The 26,357-nt window shown below is 36.7% G+C and carries 30 protein-coding genes; 23 read left to right on the top strand and 7 right to left on the bottom strand.

Going from position 1 to position 26,357, the window contains the following annotated elements:
* Positions 1-165: 165 nt before the first annotated feature.
* Positions 166-396, top strand: coding sequence for a hypothetical protein (locus tag BN1875_RS04170; protein ID WP_147570570.1), 231 nt, complete (start codon positions 166-168; stop codon positions 394-396).
* A gap of 440 nt (positions 397-836) precedes the next feature.
* Here BN1875_RS04170 and BN1875_RS04165 read toward each other — a convergent pair whose 3' ends face one another.
* Positions 837-1,271 (bottom strand): PTS sugar transporter subunit IIA, encoded by a 435-nt coding sequence (locus tag BN1875_RS04165; protein ID WP_048603609.1) that lies wholly within the window; start codon positions 1,269-1,271, stop codon positions 837-839.
* Between the two features lie 233 nt (positions 1,272-1,504).
* Between BN1875_RS04165 and BN1875_RS13685 the strand changes: the two genes are divergently transcribed.
* The 9 genes from BN1875_RS13685 (at position 1,505) to BN1875_RS04120 (ending at position 9,593) form a co-directional block, all read left to right on the top strand.
* Positions 1,505-2,257, top strand: coding sequence for a GntR family transcriptional regulator (locus BN1875_RS13685; protein ID WP_048603608.1), 753 nt, complete (start codon positions 1,505-1,507; stop codon positions 2,255-2,257).
* A 6-nt stretch (positions 2,258-2,263) separates the two neighbouring features.
* Positions 2,264-3,451 carry a glycoside hydrolase family 88 protein gene (locus BN1875_RS13680; protein ID WP_048603607.1) on the top strand — a complete coding sequence of 396 codons (1,188 nt, stop codon included), beginning with the start codon at positions 2,264-2,266 and terminating at the stop codon, positions 3,449-3,451.
* Positions 3,452-3,482: 31 nt separating this feature from the next.
* Positions 3,483-3,983, top strand: a complete 501-nt coding sequence (locus tag BN1875_RS04150; RefSeq protein ID WP_048603606.1) for a PTS sugar transporter subunit IIB — start codon at positions 3,483-3,485, stop codon at positions 3,981-3,983.
* Between the two features lie 13 nt (positions 3,984-3,996).
* Positions 3,997-4,827, top strand: a complete 831-nt coding sequence (locus BN1875_RS04145; RefSeq protein WP_048603605.1) for a PTS mannose/fructose/sorbose/N-acetylgalactosamine transporter subunit IIC — start codon at positions 3,997-3,999, stop codon at positions 4,825-4,827.
* Positions 4,817-5,632, top strand: coding sequence for a PTS system mannose/fructose/sorbose family transporter subunit IID (locus BN1875_RS04140; RefSeq protein ID WP_048603604.1), 816 nt, complete (start codon positions 4,817-4,819; stop codon positions 5,630-5,632). Before BN1875_RS04145 ends, BN1875_RS04140 begins: the two co-directional genes overlap by 11 nt.
* Positions 5,633-5,747: 115 nt before the next feature.
* Positions 5,748-7,670 carry a heparinase II/III domain-containing protein gene (locus BN1875_RS04135; protein WP_048603603.1) on the top strand — a complete coding sequence of 641 codons (1,923 nt, stop codon included), beginning with the start codon at positions 5,748-5,750 and terminating at the stop codon, positions 7,668-7,670.
* A 15-nt stretch (positions 7,671-7,685) separates the two neighbouring features.
* Positions 7,686-8,528 carry a hypothetical protein gene (locus tag BN1875_RS04130; protein ID WP_048603602.1) on the top strand — a complete coding sequence of 281 codons (843 nt, stop codon included), beginning with the start codon at positions 7,686-7,688 and terminating at the stop codon, positions 8,526-8,528.
* Positions 8,529-8,701: 173 nt separating this feature from the next.
* The gene (locus BN1875_RS04125) at positions 8,702-9,061 is read left to right on the top strand and encodes an HIRAN domain-containing protein (RefSeq protein ID WP_048603601.1); all 360 of its coding nucleotides are present in this window, start codon (positions 8,702-8,704) and stop codon (positions 9,059-9,061) included.
* A gap of 169 nt (positions 9,062-9,230) precedes the next feature.
* Positions 9,231-9,593: an ArsC/Spx/MgsR family protein gene (locus BN1875_RS04120; protein ID WP_048603600.1), complete on the top strand. Its 363-nt coding sequence runs from the start codon at positions 9,231-9,233 to the stop codon at positions 9,591-9,593.
* A gap of 50 nt (positions 9,594-9,643) precedes the next feature.
* Here BN1875_RS04120 and BN1875_RS04115 read toward each other — a convergent pair whose 3' ends face one another.
* From BN1875_RS04115 to BN1875_RS04100, 4 genes are all read right to left on the bottom strand, one after another.
* Entirely contained in the window at positions 9,644-10,159 is a 516-nt protein-coding gene (locus BN1875_RS04115) for a hypothetical protein (protein WP_048603599.1), read from the bottom strand.
* A gap of 47 nt (positions 10,160-10,206) precedes the next feature.
* Positions 10,207-11,100, bottom strand: a complete 894-nt coding sequence (locus BN1875_RS04110) for an SDR family oxidoreductase (protein ID WP_048603598.1) — start codon at positions 11,098-11,100, stop codon at positions 10,207-10,209.
* Positions 11,101-11,407: 307 nt separating this feature from the next.
* On the bottom strand, positions 11,408-12,721 hold the full coding sequence (locus tag BN1875_RS04105; RefSeq protein ID WP_048603228.1) for an IS1380 family transposase: 1,314 nt from the start codon (positions 12,719-12,721) through the stop codon (positions 11,408-11,410).
* 223 nt (positions 12,722-12,944) lie between these two features.
* Positions 12,945-13,268 (bottom strand): heavy metal-binding domain-containing protein, encoded by a 324-nt coding sequence (locus BN1875_RS04100; RefSeq protein WP_048603597.1) that lies wholly within the window; start codon positions 13,266-13,268, stop codon positions 12,945-12,947.
* Between the two features lie 165 nt (positions 13,269-13,433).
* Between BN1875_RS04100 and BN1875_RS04095 the strand changes: the two genes are divergently transcribed.
* The 12 genes from BN1875_RS04095 (at position 13,434) to BN1875_RS04040 (ending at position 22,690) form a co-directional block, all read left to right on the top strand.
* Positions 13,434-13,664: a heavy-metal-associated domain-containing protein gene (locus BN1875_RS04095; RefSeq protein WP_048603596.1), complete on the top strand. Its 231-nt coding sequence runs from the start codon at positions 13,434-13,436 to the stop codon at positions 13,662-13,664.
* An 18-nt stretch (positions 13,665-13,682) separates the two neighbouring features.
* The gene (locus BN1875_RS04090; protein WP_048603595.1) at positions 13,683-14,243 is read left to right on the top strand and encodes a ferritin-like domain-containing protein; all 561 of its coding nucleotides are present in this window, start codon (positions 13,683-13,685) and stop codon (positions 14,241-14,243) included.
* Between the two features lie 144 nt (positions 14,244-14,387).
* Positions 14,388-14,918: an acyl-CoA thioesterase gene (locus BN1875_RS04085; RefSeq protein ID WP_048603594.1), complete on the top strand. Its 531-nt coding sequence runs from the start codon at positions 14,388-14,390 to the stop codon at positions 14,916-14,918.
* A gap of 123 nt (positions 14,919-15,041) precedes the next feature.
* Entirely contained in the window at positions 15,042-15,800 is a 759-nt protein-coding gene (locus BN1875_RS04080) for an ABC transporter ATP-binding protein (RefSeq protein WP_048603593.1), read from the top strand.
* Entirely contained in the window at positions 15,793-17,379 is a 1,587-nt protein-coding gene (locus tag BN1875_RS04075) for a hypothetical protein (RefSeq protein WP_048603592.1), read from the top strand. The genes BN1875_RS04080 and BN1875_RS04075 overlap by 8 nt, the downstream gene beginning before the upstream one ends.
* Positions 17,380-17,457: 78 nt before the next feature.
* Complete coding sequence (locus tag BN1875_RS04070) at positions 17,458-18,117, top strand: CatA-like O-acetyltransferase (RefSeq protein WP_048603591.1); 660 nt, start codon at positions 17,458-17,460, stop codon at positions 18,115-18,117.
* 421 nt (positions 18,118-18,538) lie between these two features.
* Positions 18,539-18,778 carry a helix-turn-helix domain-containing protein gene (locus tag BN1875_RS04065; RefSeq protein ID WP_147570569.1) on the top strand — a complete coding sequence of 80 codons (240 nt, stop codon included), beginning with the start codon at positions 18,539-18,541 and terminating at the stop codon, positions 18,776-18,778.
* Between the two features lie 41 nt (positions 18,779-18,819).
* On the top strand, positions 18,820-19,032 hold the full coding sequence (locus BN1875_RS04060; RefSeq protein WP_048603589.1) for a hypothetical protein: 213 nt from the start codon (positions 18,820-18,822) through the stop codon (positions 19,030-19,032).
* Positions 19,033-19,154: 122 nt separating this feature from the next.
* A complete protein-coding gene (locus BN1875_RS04055; protein WP_048603588.1) occupies positions 19,155-19,940 on the top strand; it encodes a Cof-type HAD-IIB family hydrolase in 786 nt (261 codons plus the stop codon).
* 47 nt (positions 19,941-19,987) lie between these two features.
* The gene (locus BN1875_RS04050) at positions 19,988-20,455 is read left to right on the top strand and encodes an SRPBCC family protein (protein WP_048603587.1); all 468 of its coding nucleotides are present in this window, start codon (positions 19,988-19,990) and stop codon (positions 20,453-20,455) included.
* A 178-nt stretch (positions 20,456-20,633) separates the two neighbouring features.
* Positions 20,634-21,740 (top strand): beta-galactosidase BglB, encoded by a 1,107-nt coding sequence (bglB, locus tag BN1875_RS04045; protein ID WP_048603586.1) that lies wholly within the window; start codon positions 20,634-20,636, stop codon positions 21,738-21,740.
* Between the two features lie 125 nt (positions 21,741-21,865).
* A complete protein-coding gene (locus BN1875_RS04040) occupies positions 21,866-22,690 on the top strand; it encodes a sugar phosphate isomerase/epimerase family protein (RefSeq protein WP_048603585.1) in 825 nt (274 codons plus the stop codon).
* 131 nt (positions 22,691-22,821) lie between these two features.
* Here the strand turns inward: BN1875_RS04040 and BN1875_RS04035 are convergent, their stop codons facing one another.
* Positions 22,822-24,375 carry an MFS transporter gene (locus tag BN1875_RS04035; protein WP_048603584.1) on the bottom strand — a complete coding sequence of 518 codons (1,554 nt, stop codon included), beginning with the start codon at positions 24,373-24,375 and terminating at the stop codon, positions 22,822-22,824.
* A 173-nt stretch (positions 24,376-24,548) separates the two neighbouring features.
* Between BN1875_RS04035 and BN1875_RS04030 the strand changes: the two genes are divergently transcribed.
* Complete coding sequence (locus BN1875_RS04030; RefSeq protein ID WP_048603583.1) at positions 24,549-25,439, top strand: AraC family transcriptional regulator; 891 nt, start codon at positions 24,549-24,551, stop codon at positions 25,437-25,439.
* A gap of 41 nt (positions 25,440-25,480) precedes the next feature.
* Here BN1875_RS04030 and BN1875_RS04025 read toward each other — a convergent pair whose 3' ends face one another.
* Positions 25,481-26,350 (bottom strand): AraC family transcriptional regulator, encoded by an 870-nt coding sequence (locus tag BN1875_RS04025; protein WP_048603582.1) that lies wholly within the window; start codon positions 26,348-26,350, stop codon positions 25,481-25,483.
* Positions 26,351-26,357 lie beyond the last annotated feature (7 nt).

Here is a 26,357-nt window from a genome sequence, read left to right as displayed (position 1 = left end):
AAAAGAGGATTTTCATATTATTTGAAAAAATATCGGGAGATAATATGTATTGAAGGGATTGTGATAGCTGATGGTATGGATATTTCCACAAAATATAGAAGCGATTTCTAAGATACTAGATATGGAATAGTCTAATAAGAAATTTTTAGCATCAATGTGAAGCAAATGAGTTCAGGATTACTGATGGAAATGGGCTTAGGAAGTAAATGGGTAGATATCAAAAAAGATATTATGAATTTCAAAGTTTCGGTCACTATAATGATAAGGAATATAAAAGAGAAGGTGGAGGAAACTAAAGATGCGAATGTGGAACTGATTTTTCGAGTTGTTTCAGAAGTGCTAGAAAATAATCATGATAGGGCAATAGTACTAAATATGCAACAAACCCTATATTGAAATCACATGGAATGATTTTTGGACCTGGGCATAATAGTATAGTTGTCACATCTGAGACTGATAACCAACTATTTTGTGTATTTCACGCATTTATAGATTATGAAAAAGAGATGGGAATCGGCAAATTTATATCTACCAAAGGGCATTCGAGAACAATAGAATCCGAGTAAAAAGTCTTTAGATAGCAGGGTAAAGTTTGGAACGATGGATAATTTCATGGTAAAAATATGAACGTACAACCTTAAAATTTAATTCAGTTAGCATTATAGGCTCATGGATTTTTACTTCTAGCTAACTTGTTCAATAACTAATATATGGAATTAACAACTAAATTTATAATTTTTGTAAGTAGAATCAAGTTTTTTGTTTTTTTCATTTTTTATAAATAAAACTAACCTCCTAAGTACATCACTAAATCATACTTAGGAGGTTAGTCGTATTTAAATGCCGTTTTCGTCGATTTCTGATTCTTCCTCATGATTTAACTGCATGTGAATGATTCCTTGCTTACCGGTTTCAACTAATTGAGGAATCAATTGTTCGGAACTTTCCTGAAAAATTCGGCTACCTAAAAATTCCAAAAGAATCGGTAAGTTAGTTCCAGCGATAACTTCAACATTTTTCATGTGCTGAGTGAGTAACATCGCAGTTTTAAATGGGGTTCCGCCTAACAAATCAGTAAAAACAATTACTTCTTTACAGTTTTCCACACACTTCTCAATACTTTTCTGTAGATTCTGTTCAAATAGTTTTGGGTCCATTTCAGCTTCGAATGGAATCAAATCTAAATTTTCCTGCGGTCCAGTTATCATCTGTGCGGCCCCAGATAGTCCTGGAGCAAAGCTACCATGTCCGGTTAAAATACATCCAATCATTGTATACCTCCAATTTTTATTCAATCTTAATAGTAAAACAATCTGAACTAATCGTCTATGCTTTTGTAAGTTAACACGCTAAGCTAATGAGCGTATTATTACTATAGACAAAATAAACCTAAAAGTAAATGGCTAAATTATACTATTTTTTCGAAATAAAGGGTTTACAAAAAGTTGTAAAGGGATTATTATCTAATCAGTAAGTTAACACGTTAAGTTGAGGGGAGTCAGTTATGTTACCAAAATATGAAATGATAAAAAATGATTTGATTGCAGCAATTGATTCAGGAAAATTTCAGCCGGGAGAAAAGATTTTCTCAGAAGGCGAATTAAAAAAAATCTATCAAGTTAGTAGTACGACTGTTGTAAGAGCTCTACAAGACCTAGTGTTAAGTGGCTATCTTATTCGTAAACAAGGGGAAGGAACTTTTGTCAGAAAGAATTATCGTCATAAAAAGGTGTATTTTGATGAAGGCGGCCCTTTAGTTTCGAAGAAAAAACAAGAAGATAGTTTTTCAAATGTTGTGGAAAAAACTACTACTACTGTTAATACAAATATAAGAAATAAACGAATAGAACAGTACTTAAATGGTAGCGGTAAGGGATTAACTCAGGTAGTTCAATTGGCGACGATTGATTCCTTTGTTTGGAAAATTCAAATTCGCTATGTCTTATCAGATCTGTTAAGCGATGAAGCAGTGGACAAGTTAAAAAATGGTGGAAGTTTATCTAAAGAATTAAAGCTTGAGTACAACTTAACTACATTGCCAATGAAAGCTGATATCAAGTTTAAATTACTTGCTCAAACAGCAGAAGTAATTCAGATGATTGATAGGGAAATACAAGAAGTAAATTGGCCAATAAATTTACCAGTCGTAACTATTGATCGTGTTTCGTTCGATGATAACGGAAAACCAATCGAATTTTCTAACACAATCATTCATCATAATTACTATTCGATAGAAATTGAATCTGAAGGGATGTAACAAAGAATGACAGCAATTAGCAAGGAGAAATTGATTAATAGTCAGCGTTTTTTTAACAACGGATTATTAACAAAGGAAAAAGTGGAAGGAGCAATTCAAGAAGCTTTAGAAAAAATTGATCGTAATATGAATAAATTGGGAGAACGATTCCCAACGCCAGCTACAAAAAATAATACTTATGAACCAATTGATAATATAGAATGGACTACAGGTTTTTGGACAGGAATGCTTTGGTTGGCCTATGAATACTCTAAAGATGAGAAATATCGTAAATTAGCGGAAAAGCAAGTAGTCAGCTTTCATCATCGTATTAAAGAAAATATTGAAGTAGAACATCATGATTTAGGCTTTTTGTATTCACTCTCTTGTGTTAGCGCCTACAAAATCACCGGAATGGAATTGGCAAAAGAAGCGGCGTTAATGGCAGCCGATAAATTAATTACTCGGTACCAAGCAAAGGGTGGGTTCATCCAAGCTTGGGGAGAATTAGGAGCAAAAGATAACTATCGCTTGATCGTTGATTGTTTACTGAATATTCCTTTACTTTATTGGGCGAGTGAAGTTACTGGGGATGAAAAGTATAACAAAATTGCTGATAATCACTATAAAGCAACGATCGATTACGCCATACGGGAAGATGCTTCAGCTTATCACACCTTTTATTTTGATCCTGAAACCGGCAAGCCATTAATGGGAAAAACGCGCCAAGGTTATTCGGATGATTCTAGTTGGGCTCGAGGCCAAAGCTGGTTGATTTATGGTATCGGCTTAAACTACTTTTACCATAAAAAAGAATCTGATATTTCGGTATATGAAGCTGTAACAAATTACTTTTTAAATAGATTACCAAAGGATTTTATTTGCTACTGGGATTTAATTTTTGATGAAACATCTCAGCAATCACGTGATTCTTCAGCAGCTGCAATTGCCGTTTGTGGCATGAATTTAATGAATCAATTTTTACCAGAAACAAATGAGTATAAGTTGACCTACACTTACGCACAACACAGCATGTTGGCAAGTCTGATTGAAAACTATACAGAGTCTAATGGAAATGGAATCCTACCATTGATTAATCATGGTGTTTACTCATGGCATTCTGGAAAAGGAGTGGATGAAGGAAATATTTGGGGAGATTACTATTATTTAGAAGCGCTGGTTCGATTCTACAAAGATTGGGAAATGTATTGGTAACAAGAAAAAATAAATTTTCAAGGAGAGCATCATGGAAAATAAACCAAATGTAAAAATGGTCCGGATCGACGAACGATTGATCCACGGACAAGGGCAGTTGTGGATTAAAAGCTTAGGTGTGAATTTGGTGATCTGTGCGAATGATAAAGTTTCTGAGGACAGTATTCAGCAAACACTAATGAAAACGGTTGTACCTAAGGAGGTGAGTGTTAGATTCTGGACAATCGAACGTACAGCAAAAGTTATTTGGAAAGCAGCGCCTGCACAAACGATTTTTGTCGTCGTTTCCTCAACAGAAGATGCACTTAAGTTAGCGGAATTTGGTTTTCCTTTGCAAGAATTAAATGTCGGAAATATTCATGCTGCAGAAGGAAAAGAAAAAGTATCTCAATTCATTTATCTAGGAGAGGAGGATAAACAAAACCTTCGTAAATTACGGGATGAGTACCAAGTAACCTTCAATACCCAAACATCCCCAGTATCGAATGATGGGGCACAATCTTTGGAAACATTGGAAAAAACTTTAAAATAAAAGGAGAAAAGCAATGGACATCTCAATTTTTCAAGCCATTATGATTGGATTAGTAACAGCGTTTTGTTATGCTGGGCAACTTTTAGGAATTTATACAAACCGTGCATTAGTTATGTCTTTCTTTGTCGGAGTTATTCTTGGAGATATTCCAACGGCTCTTGCAATGGGAGCACTCGCAGAACTTGCTTATATGGGATTTGGTGTTGGTGCTGGAGGAACGGTTCCCCCAAACCCAGTTGGTCCTGGTATTGTTGGGACAATCATGGCAATCACCATGAAAGATCAAGGCGTTACACCAGAATCAGCATTGGCACTATCTTTTCCGTTTGCTGTGCTGTTTCAGTTAGTGACGACAGCTCTGTATACCGTTTTTTCAGGAACAACGAAAAATGCAAAACAATTAATTGCGGAAGGAAAATACAACAAATATAATTGGCTGGCAAATTCGACATTTATCGGATTTTTGATTTCTGGTTTTATCATTGGAATCTTGGCAGCAGTAAGTCGTCCAGGACTCCAAGCGTTTGTTGAAGCTTTACCAGATTGGTTAGTCACTGGATTTTCTGTAGCGGGTGGTTTGATTCCTGCCATCGGATTTGCCATGATTATGTCTGTCATGTTAGAAAAAGATCTGACTCCTTACGTCTTATTAGGTTATGTTTGTGCAGCTTATCTTGAATTACCAACAATGGCGATTGCATTGGTAGGTACGGTCTTTGCTTTGATTAGCTACTACAACAAAGAAAAAGAAAAAAAGACTACTGGTGTTCAAGAGAAACCAGCGACACCAACTTATAATGATTTGTCACATATAGATGAGGAGGACTTTACTGATGGAATCTAGAGAACCAAAATTAACCTCAAAGGATTATCTTAAAACATCATTGCGCTCTTATTTTTTGCAGAATGGGTTTAATTATAATGCTTACCAAGGTGTCAGCTATTTGTTCACAATCTTACCAGCATTGAAAAAAATCTATAAAGATGAACCTGAAAAATTGAAAGAAACTGCGGCAGCAAATATTGAATTTTACAATACTAATCCACAGATGGTTCCATTTATTACAAGTATGCAATTAGCCATGTATGATCATGGAGAAGATGTGGAGAATGCACGGAGCATCAAGATGGCGCTGATGGGTCCATTATCCGGTATCGGTGATTCGATTGCACAGTTTGGACTAGCTCCACTATTTTCTACAATTTTTGCCGGAATGGCATTAGACGGACTGGGATTTGCGCCTATGGGGTTCTGGTTTGCAATGATTGCTTCTATGCTGACAATTAAAATTGCTATGGGATATTTTGGCTATAAATTGGGGACAAGTGTTATTGATACCCTGAGTGACAAAATTAGTCACATTTCAGCTGCTGCAAACATTATTGGGGTTACAGTTATTGCCGGATTAGCAACATCATTTGTAAAAGCAAATGTTGCAATTAAATATTCGACAAAACTTGCCAGTGGAGAGGATCAAGTAGTTGCAATCCAAGATATTTTAGACAAAATCATGCCTAAATTGTTACCAGCTATTTTGACAATTGGTGTTTATTATTTGGTTAAAAAGAAAAAATGGAGTACGTATCGATTGTTACTACTTTTATTTGCAATCGGTATTTTAGGTTCAGCATTAGGTATTTTAGGATAGGTGTGTACAAGAAGCTGAAATCCATTGATTTCAGCTTCTTGTACTTTATAAAGTGACTATATGGAAGGATTTAAGTAGTGACGTGTTGACAAAAGAGAAATGAAGGAGAAATAACATGAATTTTCAAGTTATTGAAATGTACCATCAGTCTTTTTTTGAAGAGAAAGAGCTAAAGCAATATCAACTAGAACATTCAAAATTTATTGATGGAATCTCTCGAAGATGTGAGTATCTATTGAAGGATAAAATTATTTTTACCGATTCACTGGATATGGAAGCAGTGAATGTTCCTTATAATCTTTGCTATAACAATTTACTAAAAACTCCAAATGGTGATCCAGAGTGGATATACATGGTTAGTCGCAATGGTTTTTTGGTTGATTTGGCTCTTATGTATCGATTGACAAACGAAGAAAAATATTTGGAAAAATGGAAGGAACTGCTACTTACATTTACAGAATGGCTGTTAGAGGACAATCCAGCTCTTTGGCGAAATTTAGATGTTGGATTAAGGTTGAGCAGTTGGGTAAAAAGTTGTATTTATTTAGGAGATCTTTCTAAAATTTTTACACTAACAGAAATAAAAAAAATAAAGAACAGTTTTTTGAATCAAACGATGTATTTGGAAACTAGCTTTATTGACAAAAATTATTTGAGTAATTGGGGTGTCTTGGCAATTACTGGATTGCTAAATGTAGCACAGCTACTTCCTGATATAGTGACTAAAAAAACGGAGAATTGGGCGTGGTCTGTTTTGTCACATGAGATGGCCCTTCAATTTTATCAAGACGGGATACATTGGGAGCAAAGTCCAATGTATCATCATGAGGTCGTTGTGAGTGTGTTACAATTGTGGTTGAATAAACAATATACGGGATGTTATTTTCCGAAAGGTATTCTTCACTATTTGAAAAAGGCAATTCAAGCAGCGCATTATTATTGTGATAGCAATGGAAAACTCCTTTCATTAAATGACAGTGATGCAGTGGATTTTTCGTACATCTACAGTATCTATTCGTTGTGTGGCTTTTTACCTCGGATTACGTCTCATAATGAAGAGAAAATTCAAGTGGGTTATCTTTATACAGGTACCAAAATAACTCATCTTGTTCAAGAATCACTACCAATTAGTTTTGATGAGATAGATAGCGGGTTTATGGCGTATAAAGAAGATACGACCTTTATTACTCTTTTTAATGGTCGTCATGGTAGTGGACATGGTCACGCAGCATTGGGTAGCTTGAGTATTCTACTGAAAAATCAAGAATTAATTGTGGATCCAGGAAGATATACTTATCGTGAGGATTCAAAGCTGCGTATTCAATTAAAATCAGAAGAAAGCCACAGTTCTATAATGATCGACCAAAAACCAAGTACTCGCATCAACGGTTCTTGGGGATATGATGAAATGGGAACTCCTCTGGCTTCAAATACGAAGAATAGCAAGGATTTAACAGAATTTATAGCTGTTTGGAGTGGTTGGATTTCTGAAAATCAGCTTGCTATTTTTAAGAGAAAAATAGTTATTTTAAAAGAAGCTTCTATTGTGATTGTCATCAATACGGTTGAGTGTCCAGGAAACCATAGATTAGCGGCATATTATCAATTAGCGCCACAAATAGAAGTGTTGAAGCAGGAGAAATTATTATTTGATAAAACATCTTATCAAATTTTTTTCAGTGAAAATCAGAAGGAATCTGTAGAGAAAGGAATTTATTCGGAGAAATATAATCAGTTAATAGAAAATAAGCGAATTGTATTGATGAGTGAATTTAAAGATCGTTCAGTTACTTATGAGGTATTCTATGATGCTGAGCAATACAAGATAGAATCTTTGCTTTGTTATCAAAACAAAGCGGATGAACCAGCAAAGACCGAACAGATTCTGGGAATCAGTATTCAACACAACCAATCAAGTCAACTATATGAGTACTACTATTCAGCATTTGATACATTTCGTGGAGATAAATTATATCATAGTGAAACTGGGCGAATGATTTACGGAGAATCGAATTTTTTTAAAGAAAATAGGAAATAAAAAGGTGGGCAAAACATGACTAAAATTACAATTAGTATTTTTAATCATAAGGGCGATATAAAAAAAGTTGAAAAAAAGTCTGGAGAAGAAATATTATATCATCAAATGCAAGTTATTGGAACAGATGAAGTATCCCTGGCGACAAGAAATTTGAAGTACGAGAATGGAGACAAAATTGTAGTGAACTTAGATCAAAAAAATGTCTTTCTTATAGCCAAGCTAGATGAAACTCTTGATACCTCATTGATTTATGTAAAAGATCAGCTTTGGGAATATTCGATTTCAAAAGACTCGGAACAAGTGAAAGCAGGACCTATGCATCGTTTTTCAACGGGAGATCATGTACTAAGTATCCGAACTGCGACAAGCGAAGAAATTTCTAGCTATCGTAATTTGGCATTGAATCCTCATGATCAGAAGGAATTTAACGGTGCCTATCCTCACGCTTTTGCAAATGTAGAAACTCGAAATGATGCGACTTTTTTTGCTTGTAATGCGATTGATGGAGTATTTGCTAATCATTCCCACGGATCGTACCCTTTTCAGTCTTGGGGTATCAATCAACAAAAAGATGCTGCATTGACCATCGATTTTGGCAGAAAAGTTTATCTTGATCAAGTAGTGTTTACTTTCCGAGCAGATTTTCCCCATGATAATTTTTGGGAACAGGTTTCGTTGATTTTTTCTGATGGATCAAAAGAAACTTTTCACACAAAGAAAACAGATCAACGACAAATGTTTTCGTTTTCTAAACGGCAAGTTACCTCTGTTACTTTTACCGAGTTGAAACAATCAGAGGAAGAATCACCGTTTCCAGCTTTGACAGAAATTGAGTTGTTTGGAATAAATCAGGAATAAATTTAGCCGCACTTCATAAGAAATAGGAACTTGTCAGAGCATTTTTGGAAAATACCATGCAAAAGCAAGTTACAATTTTGTAAAATTTCCCACTCTATTTAATCAATACCAGCTATTCGATTCTCAGAAATGGTGATACAATCAAGAAAAAGAAACCCGATGGAGGAATTTCAATGGTTGAAGGACACTACGAACGTTCGCGTTTTGTAATAGATTTTCATTTAGCAGCGTTTGCTTATTATGACGGATTGATGGTAATCGATGAACTAAGTTTGGGGCAGGTTGTTGAGCTTAAACCGGAGCCAGACAATCCTCATGATCCCAATGCAGTCGCAATTTACTACAAAGAACACAAAATTGGGTATGTTCCAGAAGCAAAAAATGATTTTTTAAGTACGATGCTGTATTTTGGTCACGGAGATATTTTTGAGGCACGAATTCAGGCAATGAACTTGCAGCAACATCCAGAACGCCAGTTTCGGGTGGTTATTTATGTGAAAGATGGACGAGAAAAAACTATGTTATCAGAGTAAGAAACGGTGGCACAAAACAAGAAATAAAAACATCTAAGATGAAATTTCGTCAAAATTACAAAAAAAGTCCTTTTTATTTGATTAAAACAAGCGAAAATTGTTACAATTACTTTGTGACTAAAGTCTATTTTGTTTTTAACAAGGTGATCAAGTAAAGAGGGTGTTGAGGATGATCAAGGTCTTTGGATCGACAGCATGTTTAACTTGTAAAAAAGTAAAGCACTGGTTGACTGAACATGAACTGGATTTTGAGGAAGTGGAAGTAAACGGCTCTACTTTGGCGTTAGAAGATGCTAAGCTACTTGTTAATCGTTGTTCTGGAAATACAGCCAAACTGATTGCAGAATGGTGTGAAGAATTTCAACGGCTGGAGATTGAAATAGACGACTTGCAAAATGAAGTTGCAGTTGAGATCTTGTGTCAGCATCCAACAATTTTGAGAAGACCGATTACTGTTTTTGATGATTTTATTATGATTGGTCTGGATGAAGATTTATTTGAGTCGGTACTAGCGGAAAAAGTAGCAGAATAAATGAAACAAGCGATCCTTTGGAGGGACCGCTTGTTTTTTTATCAAAATCCTCACTCATGAATTTGATGGTCAGGTCCTTTTGATTTTGTTAAATCCGGAACAATTTTAGTTTCTCTTTCCGGAATATTTGTTGGAGGGATTTCCGTGTTTTTCACTTCTTTATTTACCAAATCAGCTGTTTCTTCGGCATGAGTTTCTTTTAAATCCTGCTCATCGATTGTAGGAATCGTTGTTGGAGCATTATCTACCAATTCTTCATCGTAAGCCACCAAAATATTGCCTTTTGCTAATTCTATTTGATAATCTTTGATTTTTTCTTTGAAGGTATCCTGATCGCCGTCGAAGAAATCTTTGATTCTTTCCCATAGTGAGTCTTCTGCATCATCAGCCTCAACGGTAAAGCTTGTTTCTACGCGCAAAGCTGTTTTCTTTTGGATTTCCGGAAGAAATTGTTTATCAACGATCAGACTGATTGACTCCTTGGGGTAACCGCTAGCAATTAATTTTTCAGCTACAACCTCAGCAGCTTCTAAATTTGGGAAATTTCCTTGAATAATTTTACTCATGTTCGTACTCCTCTCAAATTTTTTATACAGAATGGTGGAAGAAGCAATTATAAATTAATCGCTTCGCCACCGGTAATGCCATAAATTTGTGCAGTCACAAAGCTCGCATCATTTGATGCTAAAAAAACATAAATCGGTGCAAGTTCTGCTGGCTGTCCTGCTCGTCCCAGTAAGCTATTTTGCCCAAATTCTGGAATTGCATCTTGGGGTTGTCCTTGATCGAGTTGCAATGGTGTCCAGATTGGTCCCGGAGCAACGCCGTTGACACGGATGCCTTTTTCAGCAAATTGTCTTGCGAGATTCACAGTGAAATTTGCGATTGCCGCTTTTGTTGCTGCATAATCCGTCAAATGACTGCTAGGGTTGAATGCCTGAACAGAAGTCGTTGTGATGATCGCACCGCCGGCAGGTAAATGTGGTTCCGCAGCCTGTACAAGGGAGAACATCGAAATAATATTGACCATGAAAGTATCTTTTACTTGTTGGAGTGGAATTTTACCAATCCCTGGTTGTGAAATTTGTTGCGCCGCATTTAGAACCAATGTATCCAAACCGCCTAATTCTTTGACTGTTTGTTCTACCATCTTTGCAGGTGCTTCTTCATCGCGTAAATCATAAGGAAGTAAAATCACTTTGCGATTGGCTTCTTTAATGTATTTAGCCACTTCACGGGCATCTTTTTCTTCACCCGGAAAAAACTGTAGGGCAATGTCTGCTCCTTCACGAGCGTAGGCAATCGCTGCTGCCCGACCAATTCCAGAGTCACCACCAGTAATTAAGACACGTCGATTTTCCAATTTATGATGGCCGACATAACTTTCTTCTCCACAATCAGGATTGGGAGACATCTCCGTTTGTAACGCTGGGGTATTCTGATCCTGCTTTTTAAATTTTTCTGGATGATACAATTCTCGAGGATCTTTTAAAATCGGTTCAGTCATTTTTAGCGCTCCTTTTCACTTGATAATTTAATCTTAACGAAAAGCATTAGAAAGGAAAAGGAAAACGCATTTTATAGTCATTTTTAAATAATAAAATAATTCCTGAATTATTCATACTTCTAGATTTTTAACATTAATTTTGAAAAACCATCGGTTTTTCTTTTTCCGTTATTACATTTCAAATGTCGCTAGCGCTATTAGCTCAAAATATGATCTATTCAAGGAATGACGAGTCATTTTTCTTATTTTTGAGCGCAAATATCCCTTAGAATTAATAAGTTTTTAAAATTTCAGTTAGCTCCCAGTTCTACCAGCAGAGTTGCTGAATTTTTTCCAATAGATAATAGAACAGGTTCTGGTAAACATGGGAAGAGCTCGTTTTCAGAAACAATTTTCGACCGCTACGAATTAGCTTACCAGCCACTTTGAAAAGGCGAAGACGTAAGGTGTCTACTTGGAAAACTGCTTCTTTCGCAGGTAAACAGATTGTTTTCATGAAGTTGACCAAGTTGTAAGCCAAGAGGCTTATCATCATCCGAGCGTGGTTTTCCAGAAAAGTGGGACTATCCGTTTTATCGAAATAGAAACCATTTTTGGCTTCCTTGATATAATTCTCCATGATACCACGCTTATGGTAAATACCGAAAATCTCTTGAGGTAAAAGGTTGTGGGAAAAATTGGTAACCAAATATTCATGCCGAAACAACAATTCATTGGCTTCTCTGGTTGATTTGATACAAATCCGTCGTTCTTTTGACCATTTTTCAGCTTGATAGGTAGTTGAATAATAGTGAACTTCCCGTTGATACCACGGATGATCATCTCCTACAAGAACGAGATTCTCTGCAATTTTTTCTAGATTTCTATTCGCCTTCAGGCGAATAACATAGTAACTATCATTGGCTTCACAAGTCTCATATACTTCTGGTGTCGCGAAACCACTATCCCCTCGAACAAGGATATTCGTACATGGAAGAGTCTGTTGATAATGTTCAAGCATTGGTTTCAGAAATTCTTTCACGCCATTTGAAGTGTACACATTTCCAGAACGAAGTTCTGCTTTGAGAAAATCACCCGTCAGACCATCAAACGCTACTAACGGATGATACCCGTTCGTACCATAGTGGGCATTGAAATTAGCATCTTCTTGGTTACCAAAAGTATCCGAATGTGTGGAATCCAAATCAATGATCATTTCTGTAGCGTTCCGTTTTAAACGAACTTTGTCGATTAATGCTTGGTTTAAGAGTTGAAATTGGACAATTGTCTCTTCACTCACGCGATTCCAAAAGCGGGAAAGCGAGGCTTGTGAGGCCAAGGATTCCTTAGCCAGTACCAAACGGAAAATTGGGTCTTCACTCAGAATGTTGACAGAAGAATCCGCAGGATAACCTGCGATGAGCTGAAAAAGTAGTTGTTCCAGAACAGAAATATTGTCATGAATCCAATAGCGACGATTTTCGTTGAAAGTTAAGAGTTGCTTTGCCAGTTTTGTAAAGCCGATGGAATCCATAAATTCTTTAACCAAAATTAAGCCAACGTCTGTGGATAGATTTCCTCCTGTATTAGACACTATCATTTTTGAGTTGAAGTTTACTTGTTTTTCCTGTAATGTAGCCATTGAGAAGAACCCCTTTCTTTGGTTAGGTTTTGGCGATTTAACCATAGCAGATTGGGGTTCTTTTTGTACACTCAAAAGGTGTTGGGTAATAAAACAATAAACAGCGTTAGGACAATGTTTAAATAGCATTTCAAAAAAGCTATGAATTATTCAGGTAATTTATTATGAATAAAAAAGACCCAGAATGGTTTTTCTGAGTCATTGGATTTATTCTAAATTGTATTTAACGATCAAGGGTGACTGCGGTACCACTACAGGTGACCATCAGCATGCCATTATCTGAACCTAATACTTCATAATCCATTTTCATGCCAACAATGGCATCTGCATCAAACCTTTTTGCCCGCTGAACCATTTCGGCAATGGCTTCTTCTCTGGCTGTCGTCAGTTCATCTTCATAGCTTCGAGAACGGCCACCAAATACATTACGTACACTAGCACTAATGTCTTTGAATACATTGATTCCGGTGATCACCTCACCAAAAACGATTCCTTGGTACTTGGTGATCGTGTGCTGTTCGACTTGATTAGTTGTTGTGATAATCATTTTGTCACGCTCCTTTTTTTCAATTATACACGAGTCGCTGCGATTATAAAATCGTTTCCATCGTAAATTATTTTGGGAAAAATAAAAAACTTGATAGCTGTCAATTTTTTTCTTTCGACTAAGACCTATACTAGGTACATAGAAAAGAGAAAGAAGGAAATTTCCATGAGTAAAAAAATCACTCTACAATTAGATGCGCTGACTTGCCCCTCTTGTTTAACAAAAATTGAACATGCAATGAACAATCAACCCGGTGTCAGCAATGTAAAAGTCTTGTTTAATGCCAGCAAAGTGAAAGCAAATTTTGACGATACTCAAACTTCCCCAGAACAATTAAGTGATGTCGTCAATAAATTAGGCTATGAAGTTCAAAAAGTGAAAGTCGCTGAATTATAAAAATTGGAGGAAAATAACATGACAGAAAAAGATGTAATCGAAATAAACTATCAAGCAGAAGTCAAACAAGCTGATATTGATCATCACAAACCAACAGCCGGAGCCATGAGCGGACATATCGTTGCAAATTTTTGGTACTTTGATGTTAAGTTGCATCAAGCATTATGGTATGTGAAAGGACCACAAGCCATCGCGTTACAAGAATTCTATGAAAACTTGATTGCAGAAAATCGGACATGGTTGGATCGTCTGGGCGCTATTTTATTGGATGAAAATGAATTGCCACCTTCAACCGTCGCAGAATATACCCAATACGCAAAAATGAATGAAGATCCTCGCGTAAAATATTATGATGCAGCAGAGTTATTGGATGAAACAGCGCATGATATCACTACTGCAAATCTTTTTGTTGACCGTGCAATTTTATTGGCTCAAAAGGAAAATCGCCCAGCATTATCTGCCTTTTTTGTGGAATTGCGCGGGTACAATAATCATGTGATTCGGACGGTGCAAGCATTGTTGGGAAAAACTGCTTGGGACGGTTTGGTAGAAGAAGACGATGAGGATGACGAAGATTAATTAGATAATTATTTTTACAAAAAAGACGAGAATTCCTCGTCTTTTTTTGTGGTGCAATGCAAATAAATCTTGTTTTCAATCTGTCTATTTTCTTTTCTTATGCTATACTCTAGCCATCACTACCAATGAATGGAGCGAGAATATTTGAAAGATTTTTATTACTGCCGTACATCACGGGCAATTCAGACCCATCGGATTTTCCCCTTTGATTTGAATCCTTTTGGTTTTTTATTTGGTGGAAAACTGATGACTTTAATTGACGATACAGCTTCAATTTCTGTGACACGTCATTGCCGAAGAGGTGCAGTAACCGCCTCTCTAGATAATTTGAATTTTTTAAAACCGTTACATGAGAATCACTCAGTCTGTGTTGAATCCTATGTATCAGGGACCCACCATAAATCGATGGAGGTTTTCGTCAAAGTAATCGGTGAAAATCTAACTACGGGGGAGCGCTACTTAGCAGCAACCTGTTTCACAACTTTTGTGGCAGTTCCTTCTCATATGAATGAAGAAATTGATTTTGTCGTGCCAAAGGTGGAACCAGAGACTGAGGAAGAAAAGATGGTTTGTGCAGGATACGAAAAACGACGGTTACATCGATTGCAGGAACGGGATGAATACAAAGAATTTGCATCCTTGCTAACAACAGATCTGCCATGGGGAGATAAGTAAGAAAAGAATCTGAAGGATAGTTTGAGTTTAGACTACTTTCAGATTCTTTTAATATTTATTTACCTTGTTATTTAAAAGAGGTACAATAGAGGATAATAAAACTTTTTTGGAAAGGTGTAGGGAATGATTGAATTTGTTGGCGTGAATAAGAATTATGGAAATACGCAGGCGTTGAAGGAAATGACACTCACAATTAAACAGGGAGAAATTTTTGGATTTTTAGGACACAATGGCGCAGGAAAATCGACGACGATCAAGAGTCTAGTGAGTATTATTCAACCATCATCGGGAAAAATCACCGTTGATGGAATGGATTTAGAAGAAAACCGAATGGCAATCAAACAGAAAATCGGTTATGTTCCGGATTCACCAGATATTTTTTTGCAACTAACTGCAGGAGAGTATTGGGATTTGATTGCGGCAGCATATGAATTAGAGGCAGAGAAAAAGACGACACGTTTGGCTGAACTAACGAGCTTGTTTGATATGCAGAGCCATCAAGAAGAAACTATTGCCAGCTTCTCTCATGGGATGCGACAAAAAACAGTGTTGATCGGTACATTACTGCCGGATCCGGAAATTTGGGTTTTAGATGAACCCTTGCAAGGACTTGATCCGCAAGCAGCTTTTGATTTAAAGGAAATGATGAAAACCCACGCAGCAAAAGGAAAAACAGTTATTTTTTCAACCCATGTGTTAGACACTGCGCAACAATTATGTGATGAAATTGCTATTTTGAAAAAAGGAGAGTTGATTTACAATGGTTCGGTCACTGAATTATTGCAACAATCTCCAAATGAGACATTGGAAACCATCTATTTGAAAATGGCAGGTAGACAAGGAGAGCGGGCTGCAGAATTGGAGCGTGAACAGAATGAGTAAACGCCAATTAGCTGAACTGACACGAGTCAATCTTCGTTACGTTAATCCCCAAGCAACAGATAAAGCACGGAAAAGCGGGAAAACTGGCTCACGTCTTACGCGTTCGATTTTAAATCAATATGTATTATCAGGGATTCTCTTTTTGATGATTTATGGTTTTACGATGTTTTTGATTGATTTTAGCCGAATGCCGGGATTTTTTACCTACTACGTGGCGCTGTTTGGTCTGCTAGCATTATCTCAAGGAATATCGGTGATCTACAATGTTTTCTTTGAAGGGAATGATTTGGAATCTTTTCTACCATTACCTTTCATGCAAAGCCAAATTTTTCTGGCAAAAATCTTGGTCGTGGCACTAACGATTATTCCCTTCGTTCTACCATTAATGGTTTTGTTCTTACTGACGGGGTGGAAAGCAGGAATTTTTCTGCCGATTGTTGTGATTGCTTCGATTTTATTGTTTAGTCTTTTTTTGATGATTATTTTTAGTATCTGTAGTTTGATTGTTTTTGGTTTGGCGCGGACTGCTTTTTTTCAGAAACACAAAAAATTAGTCACCAGCTTGTTACTGGGTGGTTCAATGGGGATTGCGGTCATCGGTATTTTAGTCATGAATAATCAAACTTCTACCATTGGATCAGGTACGGCTGATCGTGGGGCGATTCCTTTTTTATTGCCTTTGTTTTATGCAGTGAAACAACCCTTTTCTTCCTCTGGTTTATTGAGTTGGTTGGGAACCATTGGGTTAGCTGCAGGATTTGGATTGATTATCAAACAATTGGTTTTACCAAAGTTATATGATCAATTGACAGCGTCAAACTCAAATGTTGGTTCTAAACGAAAACATAAAGCCAATCAAAATTTACGGCAATTGTTGTTCAATTATAATTCCCAATTAGTTCGTGATCCAAATCTCATCATGCAGGTGATCTCAACGTCATTGATGACGCCGGTTATTTTTATTGTTGCTTTTGCTCTAGGTGGCGGAATTAATTTAAGTGATTTGGATGGCCGATTGATCGGAGTTGTCTTTTTAGCAGGAGTCGCATTGGCCTTTTTGACTGTCAATCAAACCTCCTTCATTAGTAATATGATCTCCCTTGACCAAAGCAATTTTTTAGTTATCCGATCTTTGCCGATTTCTATGAAAAACTATTTAAAGGAAAAATTTCGTTTTGGTTGTTTGTTGCAGATGAGTATTACTAGTGTGATTGCATTATTGGGTGGTTTTCTCTTTCATTTGCCACTACTTTTCATCCTGAGTTTGGTTCTGGGAGCTTTATTAGGGAGTTATCTCTTGTCCTTGCGTTATTTTGCTCGAGATTATCGGTTAATGTTGTTAAGTTGGACGAATATCAATCAATTATTTACACGTGGTTCAGGAAATTTAGGAATGGTTGCAATGATGATTGGTTCCATAATTATAAGCAGTATTTTATTATTATTATACGGACTAGCCGCCTACACGATTGATTTTTGGCTGTTGAATGTTCCTGTTTTACTTGTTGTTCTCCTGTTAAGCCTTGGATGGGTCAACTATTATCAGCGGACATTTTGGGTGCGAGTAGATAAAAAGTAAGGAATGAAAAAAAATGAAAAAGTCGGATGATTATTCATCCTAACGATTGTAAATGACAGATTACTAGGAGGAAAAATAATGAATTATCACTTAATTGATCGAAAAAATTGGACAAGAGAAGAGTATTTTAGTCACTTTTTGCACCAAGCAACGACCTATAGTGTTACAGTTGAAGTCAATATCACTCACTTAATGGAAGAATTAACTAAAAGGAAGCGAAAATTTTATCCAGCCGTTATCTTTCTTTTGACAAAAGCCGCCAATAAGTTCGAACAATTTCGGATGGATTTTATTGAAGGTGAAACGCTGGTCTGCTGGGATAAATTAGTTCCGATTTATACAACAATGGCTGAAGAAGGAGACCTTTTTCAGGGTAACTGGTTGACTGAAAATCAACTGGAAACTTTTGATTCCTGCTATTCGGCTTACTTGGAAAATAGAAAGAAGCATAAAAAAAATACGAAAATGTTTCCTCAAGGGCAACCGCCTCAAAATAGCTTGTCCTTATCCCTGTTGCCATGGTTTTCTTTTAGTGGTTTCAATCTAAATATTGGCAATAATAATCAACCGCATTTACTGCCAATCATTACCGGTGGAAAAATTACTGAAAAAAACGGACAAAAATTCTTGCCTCTTTCAGTTCAAGTCCATCACGCAGTTTGTGATGGTTATCATGTTCATTTGTTTTTAGAAGAAGTGGAACGATTGATTGATCATGCAGAGCAGTGGATTGACTAAAGTGAATCCGATAAGCAAATAAAAAGTAAACCTCAATTAGTAAAAATGAGGTTTACTTTTTTAAAAATGAATAGGAGCACCTTGCAGAACGATAGGTCAGCTACACTTGTTTAGTAATAAGGACAAACATAATTATAAAAAATCAATTCTAAAAATAAAAAAATATTGTGAAAACAATCACTATATAATAAAATTTATGTTATACTATTTTTGTAGAAGGGGCCGCACAGTAATCCGCTTTGCAGATATGGAAGAAATAGAGAGGAATCTCCCCAGAATTTCAGTGACTATTTCTTCCACCCCCTTTTTTAAATAGTTATTTTTGATCTGACTTTAGTCAGGTCTTTTTTTATAAGTGAAGAGTCGATTATTAACAAAGAAAGCGCTATAATAGAAATAGAGAGTAGTGGTGCGTTTCTAAATGAAGGGAAGTAATCAAATGTTGCGCATACGGCTGAAAGAAGTAACGGATAAAAAAGGGTATTCCTTGACTGAGTTAGCAAACCATACTGGGATTTCTAAGACAGAACTTGAAAAATGGTATGCTACTGGAGAATTTGATGAGCATGGGATTCGGATTTGTGATTTAGACAATCTGGTTCTATTCTTAGACGTTTCCATGAAAAAACTCATTCCTGATACCCACAAAAAAATAGCGTAAAATGTATCAACGAGGAACAAATTTCAGGAGGAAGGAATCGAATGGAGCATCGAATAACGATAAAAAGTCAAAAAGAGGCGAAACTGATCACAGAGTTCAAGAGTTGGTATCATTCCTTTGTAGGAACAGATGAAAATTACCAAAAAAAATTGCTCGAATGGGCAGAACGATTTGATGAAATGGATCTGATTTTAGATTCTTCGGTTCTGCAAGCCAACCCTGCTAGAAAAAATCTACGAAGGAAAACTTTCTAATTAATACAAATAAACCGCAAAACAGCTTTTATTAGCTGTTTGCGGTTTTTAATAATCCCCCAAAAAGGATAGTCACCCATGCTCCGTGGTATAATGGGTATCATTCAAAAGAGGTGACTAGTATGCCGGAAAAGGTTCAGGCCGTCTTATTTTTTGATTTAGATGGCACGCTATTAAATAATCAGCATCAAGTTGAAGAAGAAATTATTTTTGCTATTCAAGAAATGAAAACAAGGGGAATTTTGCCAATCATTGCGACAGGGCGTTCTGTGAGTGCGGTGGAAGATATTATGGCTTATTCGGGTATTGACAGTATCGTAGCCATGAATGGACAATATATTGAAATTGCAGGAAAGGAAATTTATTCGGAAAAAATTCCGATTCCTCTATTAGATCGGTTTATCCAATTTTCGCAAGAACAGCAGATTGCACTAAGTCTGTATAATGCGCATCGTTTTTGGGCTACCAGTCATAGTGAAGTAATGAAGAAGGGGTATAAGATGATTCATTCTCCACTTCCTGAGATTTTACCGAAGGAGCATCATCATGAAGATGTCCATATGATTTTAGCGCTGACAGATAATTTAGCGCATGATAAATTATATCAGGAGCAGTTCCGAGAGTTTAGTTTTTATCGAAATGTTCCAATGGCAATCGATATCGTCAAGAAAGGAATTGATAAAAAATCAGGAATCACCCATCTGCTCCGTTATTTAGGCCACCAAGAAATTCCAACCTATGCCTTTGGGGATGGACCAAATGATGTGACTCTACTACAAGCCGTTACCCATGGAATCGCAATGGGAAATGCGGTTGCAGAAACTAAAGCAGCCGCTGAATTTATTACACGCAGTAACACAGATGGCGGTATTTTGCATGCCTTAAGACACTATGGATTGCTTCATTGAACTTTTTTGCAGAAATAATTTACATCGAGAAATGGGAGGACAATGGTATGACACTAGAAGTGACAAAGCAAGAAGCCATTCTGAAACTTGAAACAAAAATCCAAGGGAGTCGGGACACTGTTTGGCAACTGTTGACTACAACACCGGGGTACCAGCAATGGTTTTCCGAAATAAAGGCAGAAAATTTACCGGAATCTGGGGAACTCTTTTTTGAGGCGGAAGGATACAAGGAATCGTTAAAATTGTATCAGTATCGAGAAAGAGAGTGTTTGCAATTTGATTGGGCAGGAGCGATAGTACAATTTGCGCTTTCTGGAGACGAGGAGACAACAACTGTGAACTTTCAAGAAAATGCGCCTCTGGATTTTCCAAATCTTGCTCGTGACTTAGCAGGCTGGACGTTACAGCTTCAACATTTAAAAGCCGCAGCTGAGAAACAGCCTTATCATTTTGACAACGAAGAATTCACCGAATGGATGACTAAATACGGTCAAGATTTAGTTCCTATCGAATAGTGGAGAAATAAAAAGCCAAATGTGGGAGATTTTTACCCTCATTTGGCTTTTTCGTGTTAGAAAGTTAAATAGGTCAATTTTAGATAGTTTTTGTTCAATATAGAGTATTTTTTGTCGTAGCTTTTATTGTTATATTGTTCACATATAAATGAAAACGATTTAAAAAGGTGGTAAAACAATGATTATCAAAGAAGAACTCTTTGTACCAAAAGAATTGGTGGAAGAAAAAATTGATTTATTGATCAATAATCTGACAACAATCAAAGATGAAGCAGGAGATTTTTTATTAGACTTTGATGGGTTAAAGGTGGATGACAAGAGCTGGACTGTTTGGAATTGGCCACAAGGGGTAGGGTTATACGGAATCTATCGAAACTACCAACTCACAAAAAATCCAAAAGCCTACTCAGTTGTGCAACAATGGTTTGAAGATCGAATGATCGAAGGAGCGCCACCTAAAAATGTCAACACGATGGCACCCCTCCTCACGATGGCCTATCTTTATGAAGATACGAAGGATTCTCGCTATGTTCCATACCTTGAGCAATGGGCAGAATGGGTGATGCATGACATGCCTCGAACAGAGGAAGAGGGATTGCAGCATGCAACATACGGTCCAGAGAACAAAAATCAATTATGGGACGATACCTTGATGATGACTGTTTTGCCATTAGCGAAAATCGGGAAACTGTTGAATCGACCAGAATATCTCGAAGAAGCGCGTTATCAATTTATGATCCATGTGAAGTATCTAATGGATAAACAAACGGGATTATGGTATCACGGCTGGACATTTGAAGGAAACCATAATTATGCGGAAGCTTTTTGGGCAAGAGGCAATTGTTGGTTAACGATTGCCATTCCGGAAATCATCGAGATTTTAGAATTACCAAAAGAAGATGCGTTTGCAAAATTCTTGATTAAAACGCTGGAAGCTCAAGTTAAAGCATTAAAAGAATACCAAGCGGAAAATGGACTTTGGCACACATTGATCGATGATCCTTCCTCTTATGTTGAATCTTCGGCAACTGCCGGATTTGCGTATGGTATTTTAAAAGCAGTCCACAAACGATATCTACCACAAGAGTATAAGGACGTTGCTTATCGTGCTATTGCAGGTTTGTTGGAACAAATTGATGAAACGGGAGAGGTTCAAAATGTTTCCATTGGTACTGGCATGGGAGACAGCCTTGACTTTTATCGGAATATAGGACTTACTGCCATGCCGTACGGGCAATCTTTGACGGTGTTGTGTTTAACAGAATTGCTCGTTTCTTATTGTTAAAATAAAATTTTAGTAGTCCGTTGATTTGTAATGCGATATTATGAATCAACGGACACCTTTGTATTTATTTTTGTGCGAAAGTCAGAAATAGAACTAGTATTAAATTAAGAGGAGTAGGTGAGTCAATGTTAAATCTTGCAATTCGTGGGCATGATTTGTCCAACATCAACTCTGTTTCAGAGTTGGCAAAAAAAACGAAGGAACAAAAAATTTCCACCCTTCAATTAGCACTAGGGCTGTCATTTCCAGAGCTACCTTCTGGAACCAAAGAAATCAATCCAGGAATGGGAAATTATTTTCAACGAACATTAGCTGAAAAAAATGTTCAAGTAGGTATTTTGAGTTGTTATATCAATATGATTCACCCAAATCTGGAAATAAGGGAACAATTACTGCAAAAATTTGAAAGTTATATCCGTCATGCAAGATACTTTGGTGCATCCATGGTTGCTTCAGAGACAGGATGTGTGTTGCCAGAGATTCAATACACAGAGGAAAATTTTACGGATGAGGTATTTGCTGAGACAGTTGCAGTTATTCGTCGGCTTGTAAAAACAGGAGAAAAGCATAAAATGGTCATCGGAATCGAGCCGGGACTTAATCATCCAATCTATTCACTGGATCGGGTGGAGCAATTAATCCAATCTATTGAGTCGGATTACTTAGGAATTGTTCTTGATCCTACAAACTTAATCACAGGTGAAACGTATCAATCCCAAGTTGATTTAGTAAGAACAGCTTTTGATCGTTTTGGAGAAAAAATCGTTGCGGTTCATTTAAAAGATTTTAGCGTAAGAGATGGTAAGATCATCCCTGTTCCTTTAGGTGAAGGAGTGATTGATTATTTATCTATCTCGAAGATTGTTCAGGAAAAGCGTCCTTTTTCCTATGTTGTATTGGAAGAAACAAAAGACGATTTTATCAAACGGGCTGTGGAACGATTGAAATAATAGTATCAGAAAGACGAGAAATACCAGCAATCCATCAAAGGATTACTGGTATTTTTTTGTCAATGGAAAGTAATCAAAAAAATCCCCAGTATAACGAAGCATTTACTTAGTCATACTGGGGAACGGAAGAACTATTTAGTAGAATTTTTCAATAGATGCGTTTGACGATAAGCTTGTCTTGCTTCAAACCCAACGTCATTTTGACCCCACAAGTGTTCACGATCCCAACCAGTCAGTTGTTTCATGATTTCAGCAGTTTCAGGGGACATTTGATAATCGGTGTCTTTTTTATATGCCGCAACTTGTTTCAATAAAAGTGCGTGGGATTCTTTGCTTAATTTGAAATTAAATGACGCAATCGTTCCCAAAGTAAGAAAGAAGAAAACACCGACGACCATAATCACTACAATAGATTGGACTGCATGAGGGTTTTGCACGCTTGCTTTTGCAACAAAACCAGAATAATCAAGCAAGATTCCAACTAAAAATACAGCAAAGGCTTGGGTTGCTTTTCTGGTAAAAGTCATCACTCCGGCAAAAATTCCTTCACGTCGTTGACCAGTGACGAGTTCGTCAACATCAGGGATAAAGCTGTAAATATTCCATGGAATATAGGCCAATGCTCCTCGACCGATACCGCTGACAAAACCGGATGCCATCAAGAACCACATTTGATTTACACTAGGCAACAAGAAAGCAGCGAGAAATCCTAAAACACCTACGGCAAAGAAAAGAATTGAGAGACGGTAAATGACTGCAGGATTAAATTTTGAAATCGTAAAGATTCCAAAAACGACCCCCACGATACAAGCAATAGAAATTACGCTTAGAATATTTGAAGCAGTAATCGCAGTATAAGCCAGTGCAAACACGATAAAGTACGTGAAGACTTGTGAAAAGATATCTTGAGAAATATAGCAACCAAGATACATCAAGATGTGTACTCGAAAGGCTCTGATTTTGAAGGTTGAAAAGAGATCAACATAGATTTTATGGAACTTTTCACCAAGAGATAATTTTGTCGGAGTAGAAGATTGAACTGGTTGAATCGCTTCAATCTCTGCCAAGGGACGTTCCCACGTAAAAATATAGAGGAAAAATAAAATTACCACAAATACGGCCGCAAAAATGCCTGCTGCGTAGAGAAATGAAAGAGAATTATCTTTTCCTAGAAGCGCTATCAAACGTCCTGGAATAAAGGCTGCAAAAAAGGCAGAAACCTGACCACAGAACAAGCGTAATCCTGAGAAGATGGTTCGCTTTTTATAATCCTGGGTCATTTCAGAGGCTAATGTTTCATAAGGGACTAAGACCATTGTGTAGACAACATCAAATGTTACATATGTCACAAGATAGTAGAAAAAAGATTGTCCGCTAATCCAAAAAAGCATGTAGCTTAAAACAAGGGGAATACCTAGAAGAATGAAAAATTTTCGACGGCCGAAACGCTTGCCGATTTTCGTTTTATGAAAATTATCCGTAATGATTCCCATTAATGGACTTGCAATCGCATCGACAAAACGTGCACAGGCGAAGATCAAGGCCCCTTGTGTTGCGGTTAATCCACAAAAAGTTGTGTAGAAAAATAACAGCCATGCACTGGTCAGCGCAGTTGAACCTGCTCCGAGAAAGTCGACCATTCCATATGCTAAGTAGTTGTACCATTTGACTATTCGTTGTTGCATCTTTTTTTCCTCCAATATACTACAGAATTCAATAACGCTTACATTCATTTGCTTTATATTTGTTACTATTTTCACAGAGTATAACAAGAAAAAAGTTCGAAAAATATAACTAGTTTTGTAGTATAATTGTCAAAAATTGCTAATTAAATAATTGATAAGAAGGAGAGTGTCAGATGACTCAGCCGAAGAAAGCATCACAAGTTAATACAATGATTTCTGATCAATATGAGATTTATCACGTAAAAGACGTTGTCAGTCAGGAAAAAACGATCTACCATTCCCATGATTTTTATGAAGTGCACACGACACTTTCAGGTGTGGGATCCTTTTATCTTGAAGGAAAACAATTCAATGTGACAGAAGGAACAGTCTTGCTGATTCATTACAATGATTTGCATCGTATCATTAAACAAAATACAAATTTATTTGAACGGGTATATATTTTTCTAACTCCTCAATTTTTGGCAAGTCGTTCAACGAAACGAACAAATTTGGAGGATTGTTTTCAGCCTTTGGGGAACCATAAGAGTAGAATCATTCAAGCCAATCCTCAGAAATTAAAGAAATTATTGTCATTTATTGATGAAAAGCCGGATGCTTCTATTTATGGCTCCGATATAAAGTATGAACAAAAATTGATTGACTATATGATTTTTTTGAATCAACTCGTTCAAAAAGAAGAAAGTGAAAATCAATCGAATACTATTGTACAAAATGAGCGAATTGAGCAGATAATACAGTATATCTCTACCCATTTGACAGATGCATTAAGCCTTGAAGAAATGGAAAAAACTTTTTTTGTTAGTAAATACTATATCACCCGTGAATTCAAAAAACATACAGGCATTACCTTTCATCAATTTGTACTAAAAAAACGATTGCTTTATTCGAAGCAACTACTGAAGGAATACAAAAATTCAAGTCAAGTTTACTCAAAAGCTGGCTTCACCTCCTATCCTCATTTTTTGAAGGCCTTTAAAAAAGAATTTGGGCTGACCCCTAAAGAATTTATCAAGCGAGATGAGTCCAACCAGAAGATTCATTTTAAACATTATGAAGATTGAAAACGAACCAAGACAAGAGCCGGTTGAAAACCGCTCTTTTTTTATCCTAATTTGCGATAAGTACTTGGAGACATCCCAGTTTTCGACTTAAATAATCGGCTAAAATAGGCAAAATTTTCAATCCCCAATTCCAAAGAAATATCTTGGATTGAAAATTCCGTGTAACGAAGCAAATCTTTGGCGTAGGAAATTTTCTTACTAATCAAATAATCAATGGGGGGCATACCGATATATTTAGAAAAATCTTTACTCAGCTGAAATTTATTCAAAAGAAAGTGCAATTCCAACTGCTGTAAAGTGATGGCTTCACGAAAATGCTCATCTAAAAAGCGCTGTAGCTGATGAACATGAGAGGGAATATCCTCTTCCTTAAAGTCCAATTGATATTTTTGTAAAATCAGTTCATTTAACAGTTCGTGTATGGCAACAGAAACTAAAAAATCAGTTCTAGCGTTGGCAGCAGTTTGCAGATGGATCATTTCTGTAATCAATTGATGCAGACGATTTTTTTGGGGATCTTGTAGCGTGTGAAAAACATTGCGTCCGTCTTTGACAAATTCCTGATAAAATAATGCAGCATTTCCCCCATAGAAATGAACCCAATCCATTTCCCATGGGGATTCACTGGTTGTTTTGTATAATTGGTATTCTTTGCAGTCAATGAAAAAAACATCTCCTGCTTCAATGGGTTGCTCTTGCCCATGATAGGTAAGCTGCCCTTGCCCACTTAATGTAAATTTCACTAAATAGGAAGGAAGGTTTGCTCGTTCTGTGAAGTAAGGTTTCTTTGCTTTAAAATGGCCAATTTCCTGAATATAGTAGAATAATTCCTTGCTTTTTTGCGAAGGAGTCAAAATCACGCGGCTAGAATCGGCAGACCACGAATGATTCGCTTTTTCCCAATAGTCCATAAAGAGC

Source organism: Enterococcus massiliensis, assembly GCF_001050095.1.
GTDB lineage: Bacteria > Bacillota > Bacilli > Lactobacillales > Enterococcaceae > Enterococcus_C > Enterococcus_C songbeiensis.
The sequence above is the reverse complement of the archived record's forward strand: the minus strand, read 5'-3'. Positions and strand labels throughout refer to the sequence as shown.

Excerpts from the sequence above, each read along its gene's own strand:
- BN1875_RS04150 (WP_048603606.1), top strand. The coding sequence starts at position 3,483 with ATGGAAAATAAACCAAATGTAAAAATGGTCCGGATCGACGAACGATTG.
- BN1875_RS04080 (WP_048603593.1), top strand. The coding sequence starts at position 15,042 with ATGATTGAATTTGTTGGCGTGAATAAGAATTATGGAAATACGCAGGCG.
- BN1875_RS04065 (WP_147570569.1), top strand. The coding sequence starts at position 18,539 with ATGAAGGGAAGTAATCAAATGTTGCGCATACGGCTGAAAGAAGTAACG.
- BN1875_RS04025 (WP_048603582.1), bottom strand. The coding sequence starts at position 26,350 with ATGGACTATTGGGAAAAAGCGAATCATTCGTGGTCTGCCGATTCTAGC.
- BN1875_RS04115 (WP_048603599.1), bottom strand. The coding sequence starts at position 10,159 with ATGAGTAAAATTATTCAAGGAAATTTCCCAAATTTAGAAGCTGCTGAG.
- BN1875_RS04040 (WP_048603585.1), top strand. The coding sequence starts at position 21,866 with ATGTTAAATCTTGCAATTCGTGGGCATGATTTGTCCAACATCAACTCT.
- BN1875_RS04090 (WP_048603595.1), top strand. The coding sequence starts at position 13,683 with ATGACAGAAAAAGATGTAATCGAAATAAACTATCAAGCAGAAGTCAAA.
- BN1875_RS04075 (WP_048603592.1), top strand. The coding sequence starts at position 15,793 with ATGAGTAAACGCCAATTAGCTGAACTGACACGAGTCAATCTTCGTTAC.
- BN1875_RS04055 (WP_048603588.1), top strand. The coding sequence starts at position 19,155 with ATGCCGGAAAAGGTTCAGGCCGTCTTATTTTTTGATTTAGATGGCACG.
- BN1875_RS04095 (WP_048603596.1), top strand. The coding sequence starts at position 13,434 with ATGAGTAAAAAAATCACTCTACAATTAGATGCGCTGACTTGCCCCTCT.
- BN1875_RS04035 (WP_048603584.1), bottom strand. The coding sequence starts at position 24,375 with ATGCAACAACGAATAGTCAAATGGTACAACTACTTAGCATATGGAATG.
- BN1875_RS04140 (WP_048603604.1), top strand. The coding sequence starts at position 4,817 with ATGGAATCTAGAGAACCAAAATTAACCTCAAAGGATTATCTTAAAACA.
- bglB (WP_048603586.1), top strand. The coding sequence starts at position 20,634 with ATGATTATCAAAGAAGAACTCTTTGTACCAAAAGAATTGGTGGAAGAA.
- BN1875_RS04060 (WP_048603589.1), top strand. The coding sequence starts at position 18,820 with ATGGAGCATCGAATAACGATAAAAAGTCAAAAAGAGGCGAAACTGATC.
- BN1875_RS04165 (WP_048603609.1), bottom strand. The coding sequence starts at position 1,271 with ATGATTGGATGTATTTTAACCGGACATGGTAGCTTTGCTCCAGGACTA.
- BN1875_RS13685 (WP_048603608.1), top strand. The coding sequence starts at position 1,505 with ATGTTACCAAAATATGAAATGATAAAAAATGATTTGATTGCAGCAATT.
- BN1875_RS04130 (WP_048603602.1), top strand. The coding sequence starts at position 7,686 with ATGACTAAAATTACAATTAGTATTTTTAATCATAAGGGCGATATAAAA.
- BN1875_RS04105 (WP_048603228.1), bottom strand. The coding sequence starts at position 12,721 with ATGGCTACATTACAGGAAAAACAAGTAAACTTCAACTCAAAAATGATA.
- BN1875_RS04030 (WP_048603583.1), top strand. The coding sequence starts at position 24,549 with ATGACTCAGCCGAAGAAAGCATCACAAGTTAATACAATGATTTCTGAT.
- BN1875_RS04120 (WP_048603600.1), top strand. The coding sequence starts at position 9,231 with ATGATCAAGGTCTTTGGATCGACAGCATGTTTAACTTGTAAAAAAGTA.
- BN1875_RS04050 (WP_048603587.1), top strand. The coding sequence starts at position 19,988 with ATGACACTAGAAGTGACAAAGCAAGAAGCCATTCTGAAACTTGAAACA.
- BN1875_RS04070 (WP_048603591.1), top strand. The coding sequence starts at position 17,458 with ATGAATTATCACTTAATTGATCGAAAAAATTGGACAAGAGAAGAGTAT.
- BN1875_RS04145 (WP_048603605.1), top strand. The coding sequence starts at position 3,997 with ATGGACATCTCAATTTTTCAAGCCATTATGATTGGATTAGTAACAGCG.
- BN1875_RS13680 (WP_048603607.1), top strand. The coding sequence starts at position 2,264 with ATGACAGCAATTAGCAAGGAGAAATTGATTAATAGTCAGCGTTTTTTT.
- BN1875_RS04125 (WP_048603601.1), top strand. The coding sequence starts at position 8,702 with ATGGTTGAAGGACACTACGAACGTTCGCGTTTTGTAATAGATTTTCAT.
- BN1875_RS04110 (WP_048603598.1), bottom strand. The coding sequence starts at position 11,100 with ATGACTGAACCGATTTTAAAAGATCCTCGAGAATTGTATCATCCAGAA.
- BN1875_RS04100 (WP_048603597.1), bottom strand. The coding sequence starts at position 13,268 with ATGATTATCACAACAACTAATCAAGTCGAACAGCACACGATCACCAAG.
- BN1875_RS04170 (WP_147570570.1), top strand. The coding sequence starts at position 166 with ATGAGTTCAGGATTACTGATGGAAATGGGCTTAGGAAGTAAATGGGTA.
- BN1875_RS04135 (WP_048603603.1), top strand. The coding sequence starts at position 5,748 with ATGAATTTTCAAGTTATTGAAATGTACCATCAGTCTTTTTTTGAAGAG.